The organism is Mangrovibacterium lignilyticum (assembly GCF_010882175.1).
In the GTDB taxonomy this organism is placed as follows: domain Bacteria; phylum Bacteroidota; class Bacteroidia; order Bacteroidales; family Prolixibacteraceae; genus Mangrovibacterium; species Mangrovibacterium lignilyticum.
Genome location: NZ_WKLH01000002.1, coordinates 1610561 through 1626268, shown reverse-complemented (window position 1 = coordinate 1626268; position 15708 = coordinate 1610561). Strand labels below are relative to the sequence as shown.

At 43.1% G+C, this 15708-nt stretch carries 8 protein-coding genes; all 8 read right to left on the bottom strand.

Going from position 1 to position 15708, the window contains the following annotated elements:
• The 8 genes from GJV22_RS13615 to GJV22_RS13580 all read right to left on the bottom strand — a co-directional run bounded on the left by GJV22_RS13615 (position 1) and on the right by GJV22_RS13580 (position 15259).
• A complete protein-coding gene (locus GJV22_RS13615) occupies positions 1 to 1392 on the bottom strand; it encodes an MFS transporter (protein WP_205461872.1) in 1392 nt (463 codons plus the stop codon).
• Between the two features lie 511 nt (positions 1393 to 1903).
• Complete coding sequence (locus GJV22_RS13610; RefSeq protein WP_163714422.1) at positions 1904 to 4378, bottom strand: AsmA family protein; 2475 nt, start codon at positions 4376 to 4378, stop codon at positions 1904 to 1906.
• A 135-nt stretch (positions 4379 to 4513) separates the two neighbouring features.
• Positions 4514 to 5773: a competence/damage-inducible protein A gene (locus GJV22_RS13605; protein ID WP_163714418.1), complete on the bottom strand. Its 1260-nt coding sequence runs from the start codon at positions 5771 to 5773 to the stop codon at positions 4514 to 4516.
• A gap of 17 nt (positions 5774 to 5790) precedes the next feature.
• Positions 5791 to 7026, bottom strand: coding sequence for a M48 family metallopeptidase (locus GJV22_RS13600; protein WP_205461871.1), 1236 nt, complete (start codon positions 7024 to 7026; stop codon positions 5791 to 5793).
• Positions 7027 to 7675: 649 nt separating this feature from the next.
• On the bottom strand, positions 7676 to 9796 hold the full coding sequence (locus GJV22_RS13595; RefSeq protein WP_163714416.1) for a RagB/SusD family nutrient uptake outer membrane protein: 2121 nt from the start codon (positions 9794 to 9796) through the stop codon (positions 7676 to 7678).
• A 37-nt stretch (positions 9797 to 9833) separates the two neighbouring features.
• Complete coding sequence (locus tag GJV22_RS13590; protein WP_205461870.1) at positions 9834 to 13427, bottom strand: TonB-dependent receptor; 3594 nt, start codon at positions 13425 to 13427, stop codon at positions 9834 to 9836.
• Positions 13428 to 13546: 119 nt separating this feature from the next.
• Positions 13547 to 14560, bottom strand: coding sequence for a FecR family protein (locus GJV22_RS13585; protein ID WP_163714413.1), 1014 nt, complete (start codon positions 14558 to 14560; stop codon positions 13547 to 13549).
• Between the two features lie 105 nt (positions 14561 to 14665).
• On the bottom strand, positions 14666 to 15259 hold the full coding sequence (locus GJV22_RS13580) for an RNA polymerase sigma factor (RefSeq protein ID WP_163714410.1): 594 nt from the start codon (positions 15257 to 15259) through the stop codon (positions 14666 to 14668).
• Positions 15260 to 15708 lie beyond the last annotated feature (449 nt).

Genomic DNA, 15708 nt, shown 5'->3' with positions numbered 1-15708 from the left:
TTAGATTTTATACATGCCTTTTCTGGCGTAACTGTAAACGAAGACCGGTTTGGGTTGAACAAGGTCGTTGAGCGCATAAACCTCTTTAAGTTCAGCTTGTGCCTCTTCTTCTGCTGCTTCAGAAAAGCGAACCAGAAACGCAAAAAGCGAAATGACACAGACGACAATTCCGATAACAAACAGGGCCTGAGGGTACGAGACGTTTTCCATTTTAAAAAGGAAACCCGCTGCTACTGCACCGGCGTTACCACCGGCACCAACAATTCCGGAAACTGTTCCGATTGCTTTTTTATTGATGAATGGAACGACTGAGAAGGTTGCTCCTTCAGACATTTGCGTAAATAAACTGAAGATAACCATGGTGATGATGGCGATTGGGAGGATGCTCATTTTGCTGAAAACAATTAAGGCTACTCCTTCCAACAACAAGGCGACAAACAAAAAGTAAACGCGTCCTTTCAGTCCCCATTTGATACCGGCTTTATCGCCAAAAATTCCACCGAGGGAACGAGCAAACAAATTCATCAACCCAAATAAACCGGCAATTAAGCCTGCGGTTTTTACATCGAGACTGAAATAGTCTTTGTAGTATAATGAGGCGATATTGTTGATGGTTAATTCAATGCCGAAACAAGCTCCGTATATCAGGAATAATCCCCAAACCCGATAGTCTTTAATGGCTTCAAGTAATTGCCCTTTCTCAGCTTTTTTCCGAATGGCGAAATTGGGATCATTCTTCTTCAGATCTTTCAGGTTTCCTTCGGGAGTATCGGTTGTGAATTTGTAATAAACAATTCCCATGATGATCATTAGGAAGCCGGGGATTACCATCGCATAGCGCCAGGCAGAGGCACTGGTGTAGCCGATTGCAACAAAAGCGGCAAAAAAGAGAGGCATCACCATTTGTGTAACACCGCCCCCCAGGTTACCCCATCCGGCAGTTGTCGCGTTAGCGGTACCAACCACGTTTGGTGCGAACATGAGTGAAGTATGGAATTGCGTGAGGACAAAAGAAGCGCCAATCACGCCAATTAACAGTCGGAAAACCAGGAATGAGGTGTAATCATTACTCAGGCCGATGAACATTACCGGAAGTGAACCGATTATTAATAACCAGGTGTAAGTAATCCGGGGACCGATTTTGTCGGCAACCCAACCGATCAGCAGCCTGGCGAATATCGTAATCATCACCGATGAAATAATGATGTTTCCGATTTGGGACTTGGATAGCATTAATTCTTCGCGGATAACCGCCATTAATGGTGCTACACCAAACCAACCGAAAAAACAGAGGAAAAACGAAAACCAGGTAATATGAAAGGTTTTCATTTGGATCGATTTCATACTGAATAAATCAATTTTAGTTGCCTTCGAAGATTTTACATTTTCCATAATCATCCTGTTAATTTGTACAATAAAAGATTGTGTGATCTTTATATCCGTAAAGTAACGAAATGTTATCTTTCAAAATGACAGAAATGGGGCTTGGTAGGTGATAAAAAGATAAAAAGCGTATTGTATTACGATTTATAACCGCAATAAAACATGTATAAAAAACGTAAAATAAACTACGTGTTAACTAGAGTTGAAGTGCGATGATGTAGTTAATGCATTGTCCTGTAGCTGTTTGTGCTGTTGTTGCGTATGGCGGTTAAGAAAACAACTTGTTGGTTTTAGTGAGAAATAGATCAAATTGGCATCTGTGTTAAAAAAATATTAACAAAAGGATTGAATTTTAGACGTATTTTTGATAAAATGAAAATGACAGGCGGCGGGATGAAAAGAGCTCGAAATGAAGCGGGACTGCTTACATTTTGCTAGTTTTTAGAAAGCAAAAAAATCCGAAACTATTCGTCCCGGACTTTTTTTTGAATATTGTATGTCGTTTTAAAGTAACAAGCTACTATTTAAATAATTTCTTCAGTTCGTTACCTATTTTCTTAACTGACTTGTCTAATTCTTCTTTTGTCGATTTTTTGACTTCCTCTGCAATCTGATCTTTCGCTTTGCTCAGGTCAAGTGAAACTTTGGGTGAGCTAAGCTCTCCGGTTACATCAACACCAATGTCGAGTTTCGAAATATTGCTACTTCCCGGCAAAAAGCTAATTGCATTTGAGATGTCACTATTCAGATCTTCTTTATTCACTTTAAAGGCTAAGTCCATGTCCACAGTTTGATCAACCAGCACTTGCCCGGAAACAGTGACTTCCTGGTCGGCTATTTTTGTTTGGAAAGGATCAACCAACAGATTTCCGTTTTCTAATCTAAATTTCGAGGTAAAATCGTCGATTTTCACGTTTTTCAGTTTTTCACTTTTGATGAAATTCTTCACCTGATCAAATGTTGGCGAATCGACAATCTCTAAATTTTGAGTATTCAAAAAACCATTGCCATTCAGCGACGTTGGGATAATGGAAAGCGTTTCATCCATTTTTCCTTTAAACTTGATTTGCGAAGAGATATTCCCGGTACTTTTCGAGGCGATTGGCATGTAACGCTGCATGGTGCTGAAAGATTGGTAAGCAGCAGGTATTCGAAACGAATTGATTTGAACGTTGAAATCAAAGTCGGGCTGATTAGAGGCACTGCTAATATAATTACCGTCAATTGTGAGTTCTCCTTCCAGCATGTTCATGTTCAACTTTTGCAGTTGCAGCATTTTATTTTTCACCACAATTAATCCGTCGATGTTGCGAATGTCCATCCGGTCGAAACTGGCCCGGTTGATATTTGAGCGAAATGTCAAATCGAGATTTCCCGGAACCTGGAAGGCGATGATACTGTCGTTTGATGTTGTCGTCGCGGTTGTATCTTCAGCCATCAACGAAGCCAGTTCATCTAAATTCAGGTATTGCGATTGCAGATTGAAATTGCCCTGCAGGGTTTGATCGTTCAGGAAATATTGCAGGTAATTCGATAGTTTTCCATTCAGGGTGAAATCACTTTCGCCGGTTTTCGCTGCAAATGAATTGACGGTTATTTCCTGGTTGTTGATTTTTACGGTACCGGAAGTCAGTTCGAATGGTTTGGTTATTTGGGGCGTTTGTACCCGAATGTTATTAAAGGTGAAGTTCCCGTTCGAGTTGATTTTCGTATAATCTTCTGCTTCAACAGCCGACATGGTTCCTTTTAGACTGAGGCTACCGGCCAATATTCCTTTTAGATCGATGCTGTCCATTGGGATCGCACCGGCAAGACTGTTAAAGTCGATTTTACCTTTTAGCGACGCATCAAAAGTCAGATCACTCATCGGAGTGGTCAGTAGTAAAGTCATGTCAACCGGATTCTCCCGTACTTGAGCATGAGCTTTAGAGACTTCAACTTTTAGCAAGTCCAAATCGCCCTGCGGTTTTGTAATGGCTGTTTCCAAAGCGATGTTGCTGATTTTTTCAGGCAGATCCTGGTATTGTAAATCGGCGTTCCGAATGTAGATGTGCGTGTTGATTTCCGGGTAGTTTTCTTCGTAGAACCACCCTTTCACCTGCGCTTCGAACCCGGCTTCACCATTTGTTTTAACCCCATCGAGATACGACTGATAGGACTGCGGAACCATGGCCAGTAAGGTTTTAAAGTCGCTTTGAGGTTGTTTCAGCTGCAAATCGAAATACATGCTGTCGGACGGCATTTCGAAGCGGCCACTCAAATCCAGCGGAAGATCATTCAGATAAAGATGAGATTCGCCAAATTCGAAGACCATTTTGTCATAGTCCGCCATCAATTCACTTTCTGCTTTTAAAACGGTATTCGAAATGTATTGAACAGAGTCGTACTCTAAAACAAATTCACCAATCTCGGTTCCCAAGTTAAAACGGGTGATGGTGCCGTCTACTTCACCCGAAGCATCCAAATTGGCATTCTTTAGTTTTACAACGGTGGTCGATGCTTCGTCGGTATAAGTCAGGTTCAGGTTCCGAACTTCGATAGACTGCAGTGACAAAGCCATATTTGACTGTGTCGTATCCACGGGACTTTCTTCTTCTCCAGGCAGAGCAATGTCCCAATTAACCAACCCGTCTTTGGTTGATAGTAAATTGATGTTGGCCTGGTCAACTTTGATGAATGAGATCTTTAAATCGTCACTGTTGAACAAGTCGCTCAATGATAAATTGGTTGCGATCGATTGGATGGAAACCAAGGTATCGGTTTGAAATTGATCTTTCCCGGTGATGCTTAATCCGACGATTTCTGCCTGAACTTTGGGAAATGCTTTAAACAGGCTTAGGTTGAAATCGGTGAATTCAACCGTTGCATTGACGTTTTCGTTGATCGCTGTTTTTACCTTTTCCATCAGCGTGCCTTTAAAGAGCACTGGTATCAGAATGGCTGAACCAATTAACACGACAAAGATGATAGCAATAATCAGCAGGACTTTCTTCATGGCTGTATGTGTTATTATTTCGAGTTACATTTTAGAGGGCGCGGATTTGAGAATCGTTTTCAGCTTCTCTTTTACTCAACGCTCATCCCCTTTTCATCAAAACGTAAAGGACTCGGTTTTCGTTTATTGTTTAACTTATTTTAATTCAGACTTCAGTTCCGAAGTTATTAGCTGTCGCAGCATATTTAATGCCGTTTGGGTGCTTCGTTCAATATTTCGCTCGCGGTTGTGGTGAAAACGAAAACATTCAACAACAGTTTCTTTCTTTCCGGACACAGCAATCCAGACGGTTCCAACCGGCTTTTCGTCCGTTCCTCCATCAGGACCTGCAATGCCTGTAGTTGCTATGCCATAATCGGTTTGCAATGCTTTTTTTACCCCGTGAACCATTTCCAAAGCTGTTTCGCGGCTCACAGCTCCCTGGGTCATCAACGTTTCTTCTTTTACCCCCAGCAAAGCCATTTTTACTTCGTTTGAGTAAGCCACTACGCCACCTTTAAAATAGTCTGACGAACCGGGGACTTCTGTATACAGGTGTGCAATATTTCCGCCGGTACAGCTTTCAGCAACAGCAACCATGGCACCAGCTTGTTGTAGCAGTTTTCCGGTAATACCCGAAATGGTGTCGTCGTTGTAGCCGAATATATTGTCGGGAATAATGGTTTCCAATTCACGGATACGTGCTTCCACAACCTCTTTAAGTTCGTCCATGTTGTCGCCATAAGCGCTTAGTCGAAGGCGGACCATTAGTTGGTTGGGTAAATATGCCAGTTTAACAAAGGAAGGAAGGGCTGTTTCCCATTCGTCCAATTGCTCGGCCAGGATGGATTCGCCGATACCGTACACCAAAACGGTTTGATGGTAAATGGATTTGACTTTACCGTTTTCGCGCAGGCGGGGAAGTACCTCTTCTTCCATCAATCCCTTCATTTCGTAAGGCACACCGGGCATTGAAACAAAAATGGTGTCATCCTTTTCGAACCACATGCCGGGGGCTGTGCCGTTTGAGTTATGCAGCACCGTGCAGGCTTCAGGTACCAAGGCCTGATTTCTGTTCAACAAGTTGATTTGGATGTTCCGTTTCGATAAACGTTCTGTTACAGCTGCGAGGGTTGGTTCATCCAGACGCATGCTGCATTGAAAGTACTCGCAAAGGCATTTTTTGGTGATATCGTCTTTGGTGGGGCCCAGTCCTCCGGTAATGAGTACGAGATCTGCCCGGCTTTCGGCATCAAACAGGGCCTTGATAATGTGCCCATGATCATCGTGAACCGAAGTAATCTGGAAAACTTCGATGCCATTTAAGTTCAGTTGCTCAGCCATCCAGGCTGAGTTCGTGTCAACGATTTGTCCGATCAGGATCTCGTCGCCTATGGTTATGATTTCTGCCTTCATTGTGGTTGCTTCAAGTTTTACTTTTCATTTTCCTTCATCGCCTTCAGCCTTTGCAGTAGTGTGGGATGAGAATAGTGAACAATCACATAAGCCGGGTGGGGGCGGAGATTGCTGAGGTTGTTCACCGACAGTTTCTTCAGGGCGGTTGCCAACGGCCCGGCGCTGTAGTTTTCTGCAGCAAAGGCGTCGGCTTCGTATTCGTTTTTACGTGAAAACATGTTCATGCCGATTCCGATGATGGACGACAAGGGCGAATATAAAATTCCGAAAGTGATCAATCCAATGTGGAAGTAAGCTTTGTCGACTCCCAATGCCTGCGACAATTCGGGGCTGTCGATTACCAGCGAGAAGATAAAGAGCATCAATCCGGTTTGCAGGATTCCGAGAATCAAGCTCCAGATGATGTGTTTCTTTTTGTAGTGTCCGATTTCGTGAGCCAAAACTGCGACCAATTCGGGAGTCTCCATGTCATTAATGAGCGTGTCGTACAAAACGATTCGCTTTTTACTTCCCAGTCCGGTGAAATAAGCGTTGGCTTTCGTGGAACGTTTCGATCCATCAATGATGAAAATATTATCGAGCTTAAAACCCACTTTCGACGCAAATTCGTTGATTGCGGTCTTCAGTTCTCCGTCTCCAAGCGGTGTTTGCTTGTTAAAAAGCGGCACAATCAGGCTGGAATAAAACATTGCCATAAAAATGGAGAAGCCACTGATGACCAGCCAAACCCACAGCCAAAAGCTTGGACCGGTGATGGTGTAAATCCAGATGATTAAAGCCATAAGTCCGCCACCAATGATGGCGCCCAGCACCCAACCTTTCAGTTTGTCGAAGATGTATGTTTTTACACTGGTTTTATTGAAGCCGAATTTCTCTTCAATAACAAACGTGCTGTACAGGTCGAATGGTGTTGTGAGAATGTCAGAGGCCAGCATAAGCAAACCGAAAAAGAGCAGTGCCGACCAAATGGGGTTTTCTGAAATTGAAAGAGCCCAGTCATTTACCAAAGCAAATCCCTGGAAAAAAAACATTCCGAGAATGAGCACGAAACTGAACGAACTAGTCAGCATTCCAAAGCGGTGGTTTGTTTTTGAGTAGGCTTGTTGTTTGCGGTATTTTTCTTCGTCGTAAATACCTTTTACTTCGTCCGGAACCTGGTCGCTCCAGCGCGTTGTATTTAGGTAATCGAGTATCCGTTCCAGCACAAAATCAAATACGAGGATGGCAATAATCAGCCAGAAAATAGTTGTCATTCTAATCTTAAATTAATTGAAGCATTCAAAGGTAGAAAAAGGATTTTGAACCGATTCAGTTCCTGTGGGAAATCTTTTGACCGGTGTCATGAGTAAAGAATTGGATTGTACGAGAGTTTTTTACGCTTTCATTTTCTACTGCTCGAGGCTTCTTTCAAGACTAAAGACTTTTCCTTAATGTTTCTTTAATCTTCTGTTAACGCACACGTGTTGATTTGACATTAACTTTGTGGTAGATTTTATTTCATAAGTTTAGGTTTGATTAGTTTTATTGGTTTAGTTAGGTTTGAAAAGGGTAGATAGAGATCTACTCTTTTTTTTTGCTCTAAAGTGAAGAAAGCGAAGATCATCAAAAAGTAGGAACCGAACAAAAAGAGACACCAAGAAGCCCGCACTTTTTAATTTCCTGCAAAATTCAGCCCAGCGTTAATAACTCTTTAGGCCTCGAAAAACGGATCGTATTTCTCTATTCTAATTCAAAAAGAGCGAAGAGAATAGCCCATCCGGAAGGGGAGAAGGTTTGGAGGATAGATATCCCGATTGGAAAGTGGGAATACCATCATTTGAATTTTTCGGCTAACGAAAAAAAAATAATCCGCCAATTGCTTGACGGATTATCTTCTAAATATTGTTGTTGGTTAATTTGGACCTATTGTTGGAATCCATAACCATTCGAAATTCCGGAGTTTCCAAGGATTGTTGAGCTCAATGGAACAACATAGATTGGAGGATTGCCAGCTGCATAGTCAGCGTCAGAGTAGCCGCTGAACAAACCTGTGGCATAGTCTTCCTTGTTTGCTGCAATTGTAGCACCCCAAGCGGTTTGAGTGTATCCATCGTCTTCCAGGGCTGTCGCTTCATCACTTCCCGGAGCGATGTAACGGAACAAACCTTTAATGGCAACGTTTGTAGCCGGTGTTTCGGTTCCGTAATTCAGGCCTAAACTTCCCCAGTCGTCGTATTGACCTCTCCAGCTTGGGAAAAGAACAGGATCAGTTTCATCGTAGCACTGTGTTGTTAAACGGTAGCCATATTCTGATTTCGCATCCACACTTTTAGTCCAGATGTATGCAGGCAATTGGTTTCCGTTGTCGAACTCGTAGTAACCATCAGCGTCAATTGCTTCAACAATTTCGGTCATCAATTCGCGGTTTTTCACAACAGCTTCACCGATTTTGCCGGTTCTGATCAGGTCGTAGCGACGCATCCCTTCACCACCGAACTCCAATGCACGTTCTTCCAATACAGCTTCGTAAACGCTACCGGATTTTGAGATGAATCCATCCAGATCAGCATCAGCAGTTGATGCGAATGCACGGTTGTGAACCAATGCCAGGTGTGTTTTTGCTGTACCATCATCACCCAGGGCAGACTCAACTTCAGCTAACATCAAAATCACATCAGACATCCGCATGTATGGGGTGTTGATTCCTGATTTACGTTGTTTGGTTGTGAAAGGAGAAGACATGCGGTTTTCGTCCCATTTGTTGTTGGCAATACCTCCCTGGCCTTTAGAACCCGGAGTCCAGCTGATCATCTGTTCGGTACCGTCACCTTTACTTGAAGTAATCGCAACAGTTACATCCCGACGCAAGTCTTTTGGATCGAATGATCCGTAGTAGTAGTGCGCCTGCATACGGGATTGTCCGTATGATTTACAAGGATAAGCATTGGAACCACCACCGTTTGAAGGACGACCGAATGCATAAGGACGTTCAGAGTAGTAAGCGTATTCTTCAGGGATCTCGTAAACTGATTCGTCAGACAATTCATCACCGGTCAACATCATTTGGAACACATATTGGTATGGGTTGCCGAATTGTTGTCCTGCAGTTGTTGTTTTACGTGGGTCGCTGGTAACCAAATAGGCCGAACCTGAGTTTTCGTAGCAAGCAGACAAATATGTTTTAGCAATTTGAAAGTAATCTTGCCAGTCAGAACGACGGCTGTAGACAGCACCATTCTTTTCTGCACCTTTTACTTCGAACGAAATCGTTGTTCCGTCCAACTTTTTATAGAAGTCAGCACCCAGGTCTGTACGACGTGTTGCATAGCCACCGGCATACAAACACATCCGACCGATTAAACCCTGAACGTAAGTTCTGGTCATGATGTCAGCATGGCTTGTACCTTCGCCAATGCGGAACATATAAGGTTCAACTTCGATCAATTTGTTGATGTGGTATTCGTAGATCTCGTCACGAGAAGTCAGTCCTTTTGTTTCAGTATCACCGGTTGTCAACACGTGAGGTACATCACCGTAGAAACGGACTAACTCGTGGTAAGCAGTAGCACGCAAGGCAACAGCTTGACCGTAAATATCAGACAACTCAGTTGGTTCACCTGACAACAGCTCTGTCATGTCGTTTGACGCTTCAAAAGCGTTGATCAGGGAGTTTGTAACCGAAACGATGGTGTACAATGCCGTCCAGGCAGTTTCACTGTCGCTGAATGAAATGTCAAAGTTTTCAGTACCGCCAGGGTAGAAATATTCCGGAATGTGACGGGTTTGTGTTGAATACGATTCTGGGTGGTGTTCGATATCTGATCCGACAACGGCTAAGTCGTAGAACAGACCATTTGAGTGTACGTAAGCCTTACCTCTCCATTGCTCGTATGCATAGAGTAAGGCTGAGCTGGCTGAAGCTGCATCAGAGAATACAAACTCGGCGTCAACCACCGAAGATGAGCTTGTGTCTAAGAAAGTTTCGCAGGAGTTCAGCGAAAAACCGAATGCGCCAAGAAGCACTATTGTTATAAATTTTTTCATACTTTTTTGATTTCCAAGTTTACGAATGTTCTTCATGTTAGAATGTTACATTTAAACCTAAAGTGTATGTTCTCGCACGAGGATATGTACCCCAGTCCATGTTGGTTGTAGGGAAGATTTTCAGGTCGCTGAAGTAAGAGCTGTTAGCCGTTGGGCTGGCGTTAACTTCAGGATCGATACCTGAGTATCCGGTGATGGTGAACACATTGTTGGCAGTGAAATACAGGCGAATGCTTTCAATACCTAATTTAGCCGAAGCTTGTTTGGGAACCTGGTAACCCAAGGTTACAGTTTGCAGACGCAGGTAAGAACCATCTTCTACAAACGTTGAGTAAGTGATACCATTTTCGTAGTAAGGCAATGCATATTTTGCATTTTTGTTTAACGCAGTTAACTCCGTTGGGTCAGTCACCGCGTAGATGTCACCATTTCCGTCAATATCGTAAACCTGATAAGCATCAGCAACGAAACTTAAGCGGTTTGCACCAATTGTATTGTCTTTGTTTCCGTAGGTACTAACCAGAGCAGATGCATTGTAGATTTTACCCCCCAACACCCAGTTGAAGTTTGTACTCAGGTCGAAGTTTTTATACTTCAGGTTCAGGTTTACAGAACCGGTGTGTTTTGGCATTGCTTCACCCAAGTCCGTGTAGTCGTCAGTGTTAACCTCACCATCTTCAGTGATATCTTTCAGTTTGATTGCACCGGGGAAGGCGTTTTGTCCGTCAGCAACGGTGAACGGGTTTGGGTAGTTACCTGTGAATTGTTTGCTGAAATCGGCAATACCTTCTTTCAGGGTGTAAACGCCGTTGTCGTAGTTGAAGTCATCAACCGTATAGTAACCTTCGCTCACATAACCGCGGATCACGCCAACTGATTTGCCTTCAGCCAACACGTAGTCGTAAGCTGGCTGAGTTGCCGTAGATGCCCAGCGAGAACCATATTGGTACTCATCAGTATCAGAAAGCTTGTCGATTTTGTTGTGGTTATAGTTGTAAATCACATTCACCCCCAAGGTTAAATCGCTGGAGCGGATGATGTCGCCGCCAACAGAAATTTCAAACCCTTTATTGGATGTTTGACCGAAGTTTTGGTATTGGTAAGAGTAACCGGTTGTGTTATCGATAGGCACAGCCATCAACAAATCTTTGGTGGTGTTGTAGTAAGTTTCAATGACCCCGAAAATGCGGTTGTTGAACAATCCGTAGTCGATACCCAGGTTACGGGAAACTGTTGTTTCCCATTTCAGGTCAGGATTAGCCAATAGTCCTTCAGGAGCATAGTAAGTACCAATATCACCGTTGATTGGGTAGTGGATGTTACTGCTGCTGCCACTTTCCCATGTTTCTTTCCACAGGCCAGGGTTGATGTTATCACTACCGGCAGCACCGTATGACAGGCGCAGTTTCAGGTTATCCAACCAGCTCACGTCTTGTAAGAAATCTTCTTCAGAAACACGCCAAGCAGCAGCTGCTGCAGGGAAATATCCCCAGCGCTGGTTTGGTGCAAATTTTGAAGAACCGTCAGCACGGAATGTCGCAGTTAACAGGTATTTTTCTTTCAGGTTGTAGTTTACACGACCGAAGAAAGACAGTGTATGAGAAGGAACACTAAATTCGTTTGAGAATGATGTTGCCGTGTTAGCTGTCTGAATCAGTCCCAATGTTGTTTCGTAATCGAAGTTGTCCGGATAACCACGACCATAAACTGTAGTGGTTTCAGAATTGGATTTCAGAATCTCGTTACCTAATAAGAACGATAATCTGTTGTTCTCGTTCAGGTTGAGTTCGTAGTTCAACGTTGTTACTGAACGCAGACTTTCACCGGCTTTTTTGGTGATTGTTGCTGTCTTGTACCCATTTGTCAAGCCATCTTCGTAGTAGTTTCTTGTTGAATGAGTTCTGGTCAAACCCACTTCAGTATGTGCTTGTAAACCTTTTGCAATCTCCCAGTCTAAACCGGCAAAACCACGTAAATTTTGAGATTTTGTCAGGTCTGTAACATCATTAATCAGGTTAACTACATTTTGACTTTCATCGATGTTGGCATCACCATTACCGAAAGCAGAAGATACTTCTGTGTAGTCAACATCTCCAAGAGGATTGTCGATTGGGCGATACCAGTATGCTGATGATAAAAGCGAACCTCTACCATTTGTTGTACTTTCTCTGCTGTTCAGTTCAGATTCGAAGTAGCGAAAATCGACATTCATCTTCAGGTTGTCGCTCAGTTCCTGATCGATTTTGAAGGCAGCGTTGGTCCGTTTAAATCCGGAATTGATTTTGATACCTTCGTCGTAAATGTGACCAATTGAAGCGTAAACTTTTGTTTTCTCACTACCACCTGAGACGGTGATGTTGTGGCTGTTGGTAAAAGCGGTACGCAAAGCGTCGTCGGTGTAGTTGTGAGCACTTACGTTGGCATAGTCGTCGTAGTGATTTCCGTAAGCACTTCCCAAACCAAAGTATTGGGCGATACCGTCGGCGTTACTCGCTCCGTAAGCAGAAGTATATGACCAGTTATGTTTGATATACTCCTGTGCCGACAAGGTAGACAAGGTGTTTGCAGCACTTTTTACCTGTACATAACCGCTGTATTGAACGTTGATCTTACCTGATTTACCGTTTTTGGTTGTTACCAGGATGACACCGTTTGCACCACGAGCACCATAAATAGCAGTTGACGAAGCGTCTTTCAACACATCGATACTTTCAATTTGGTCGGCAGGGATATCTGAGATCGAGCTAACAGGGAATCCGTCAACAACGAACAATGGATCGTTCGATTGGGTAATAGAACCACCACCACGAATGCGGATAGAAACGTCGGCACCCGGACGACCGTCCTGGCTAACCACATTAACCCCCATCAGGCGTCCTTGCATGGCTTGTGAAACGTCCGGAACAGGCATGTTGGCCAGCTCTTCACCTTTTACAGATGCTACTGCACCGGTCAGGTCTTTCTTTTTCACCACTCCGTAACCAATGGCAACAACTTCTTCCAAACCAATGGTTTCTTCTTCCAGTGTCACACTAATTTCTGTTTTTCCGGCTACCGGTACTTCCAGCAATTTCATCCCCACGAACGAGAATTGCAAAATGCTGTTACCCGGTACATTGCTGATGCTGTATTTACCATCAAGGTCGGTGATTGTTCCGGTCGTTGTTCCTTTCACAACGATTGTTGCTCCGGGAATGGGTAACCCATCAGAACCCGAAATAACACCGGTAACAGTTAGTGCTTGTTGTGAACTTCCGTAGCCGTTTGTGTCTACAGATTTTAGTAGTATTTGACGTTCTTTCACTTCGTACGAAATGCCAGTACCTTTAAAAATCTGGTCCAGCACGGCTTCAATACTCTGGTCTTGAACATTTAAGTCAATAACCCGGTCAACATTGACCGCATTTCTGTTGTACAGAAAAAAGTATTCAGACTTACTTTCGAGCTCATCCAACGCGCGCTCAACAGTAACATTCGATAGTTGCAGGTTGAGTTTTTGTTGTGCGAAGGAAGTGAGCGCGAATGTTTGACTGATACCTAAAATAAAAATTAAAATAGTCAATCGCATAATTCGCAAAAATTTTCGTATTCCTGCACGGTGTGCAAGTAACACGATTTGATTTCTTTTCATACCTTTGAGGTTTAGTGGAATTAATAATTTATCTCATCACATTATTTCTACTGGTAACGGGTAGGTAGTACCAATACCTTCCCGTTATATTTTTATTCTTTATTGAAAATCCTTTCTGATTAATTTAGCCACATTTCAATTTTTTCTTTTTGAAATTCATCGTTGGCTAGTTTTTGCCGGTCATATATTTTGTAGCGAATGGGAGCAACCGAAGCCATGAGCGTTAATATCTCTTCAATTTTCTCGTCGCGAAAAGTTGCCCGGAAAATGTAGTTTTCCAACTCATCACCATTCAGCACGATATCTACATTAAACTTTCGCTCCAGCACCTTGGCAATTTCCGACATCGGCTGGTTTTTGAACACCAGCAGACCGTTTCTCCAACTGGTCAGTGCTTCGGCGTCAACAGTAGCTTTAACTACTTCATTATTTTGCTTGTTATATGTGATTTGCTCGTTGGGCTCAATTTCAGCCTTGAAGTTCCTGTTTAAACCTCTGACGGCAACTTTCCCCCTTTCCAGAATAACCGAAGACGATTCTTCGTCCGGATAAGAGATAACGTTGAACTCGGTACCCAAAACGCTCACTTCAAAATCTCGTGTCGACACTTTAAAATCGCCCTTTTTCTTGTGTACAACGCTAAACCAAACTTCACCTGATACTTCTACGCGGCGGTTGCCGTTAAAAGCAATCGGGTACTTAATGGAAGAACCGGAGTTCAGCCAGCCACTCGATCCGTCGGGCAACTGAAACTGTGTGCGCGAACCAACGGGCGAAACAATTTTAGCCCAGTTTTGATTCTGTTCGCTTGTTTTGTTAGAGGCGAGAATACCAATGGTAAGAATTGCCGGTAGGATTAATACGGCCGCAATCCGCGAGAAAACATGGATAAATTGTTCAGCTGTGCTGCGTTGACGACCAACACGAATTTGGCGGTGCAGTTTTTCCAATACCTGGCTGGCTTTAAAACCCGAATTGCCTTGAGGGCGGGTTTTATTCCAATCGTCGTAAAGGGTGTCGCGCATCTTTTCGTCGTATTGATCTTTTTCGAAGTACGACGATACCGAGCGGTAATCCCTGAAAGAGAATTTTCCCTTTCTAAAACGGTCCAGTATGTTCTTGTTTAGGTTCATGTTCTGTATGTAATGTCCACCAGGGAGGTTTTTCCACTATCCGAAATGCGAAAAAAATTAGAAATTTTTGACATATCTTTACAAATGATAGATAATCAGATGGTTTTAAATGGCTAAAAAAAGGCTGAAAAAGAGGAATCCGCCGAGTTTTTCTTTTTCCAGTTCAGATTGAATGTGTTTCTGTGCTGCCGATAATTGGTTTTCGACAGTATTGGGAGAGATGGATAATTCGGCTGCGATTTGCTTAATGGGAAGGCCTTCGTATTTCCGTTTCATGAAGACAGCTTTCCGTCGTTCCGGCAGACTATCGATAATGCGTTCTACTTTTTCGAGTAGAAACTTGTAGTCAATCTCCCGATCAAGGTTTTCACTGGCATCCAGGAACAGGTAGAGTTGCTCGTCCATAAACTTATTCTCCCGGGCCTTCCGGTTGAAGTGTTTTTTGACCAGATTGAAAGCAATTGTGAACACGTAGGCATTAAACGAGCTATCCGGCTTCAGTTCGTTGCGCTTTTCCCAGACATACAAAAAGACTTCCTGCACGACCTCGTGGGCTTCTTCGTCCGACTTCAGGTACTTTTTTGAGAACAAGTACAGCCTTTCCGAATATTTACGGAAAAGCTCATCGAAAGCACGAACATCTCCTTTTTGTAAAGCCTGGACCGTTTTAGAGTCAATATGTTGGGAGGTTAATGGCAAATTTTTGGTGTTTTTATCAAGGACCCAAAGGTAATACAAAATATGGGCCACAGAATATACGCTTTTCCTTGGCTGCCGGACTATTGCGGATTTTTGAACCGGCGTAAGTTCAGTTGTTTTTAAGTTCGTTTTTTTAGAGTTAACAAAATGTTCGGTTGATGGGAAAAGTGTATTGGTAGCATGTGTTCAGAATTGGCCGCTTCTTAGATCTTAGATCATTTGTGGATAATTTCAATTGGATAGGCGGAGTGAAGGTCAGCCATAGATATCCATTCATGTTTTAGGGCTTTAAGAAGGTGGTAACTAACAGTTGTTAGATCTGTCGTTCAGTATTTGGCAATTGGCTAAAGCTGACACGAATGAGTCGCTTATTGGATGTAGAAATGAGAACCAATGCCGGTCGTGTTTTTATTTGTCATAAGTTTACGGGATGCTTCTGACCGGAAATA

Excerpts from the sequence above, each read along its gene's own strand:
- GJV22_RS13615 (WP_205461872.1), bottom strand. The coding sequence starts at position 1,392 with ATGGAAAATGTAAAATCTTCGAAGGCAACTAAAATTGATTTATTCAGT.
- GJV22_RS13610 (WP_163714422.1), bottom strand. The coding sequence starts at position 4,378 with ATGAAGAAAGTCCTGCTGATTATTGCTATCATCTTTGTCGTGTTAATT.
- GJV22_RS13605 (WP_163714418.1), bottom strand. The coding sequence starts at position 5,773 with ATGAAGGCAGAAATCATAACCATAGGCGACGAGATCCTGATCGGACAA.
- GJV22_RS13600 (WP_205461871.1), bottom strand. The coding sequence starts at position 7,026 with ATGACAACTATTTTCTGGCTGATTATTGCCATCCTCGTATTTGATTTT.
- GJV22_RS13595 (WP_163714416.1), bottom strand. The coding sequence starts at position 9,796 with ATGAAAAAATTTATAACAATAGTGCTTCTTGGCGCATTCGGTTTTTCG.
- GJV22_RS13590 (WP_205461870.1), bottom strand. The coding sequence starts at position 13,427 with ATGAAAAGAAATCAAATCGTGTTACTTGCACACCGTGCAGGAATACGA.
- GJV22_RS13585 (WP_163714413.1), bottom strand. The coding sequence starts at position 14,560 with ATGAACCTAAACAAGAACATACTGGACCGTTTTAGAAAGGGAAAATTC.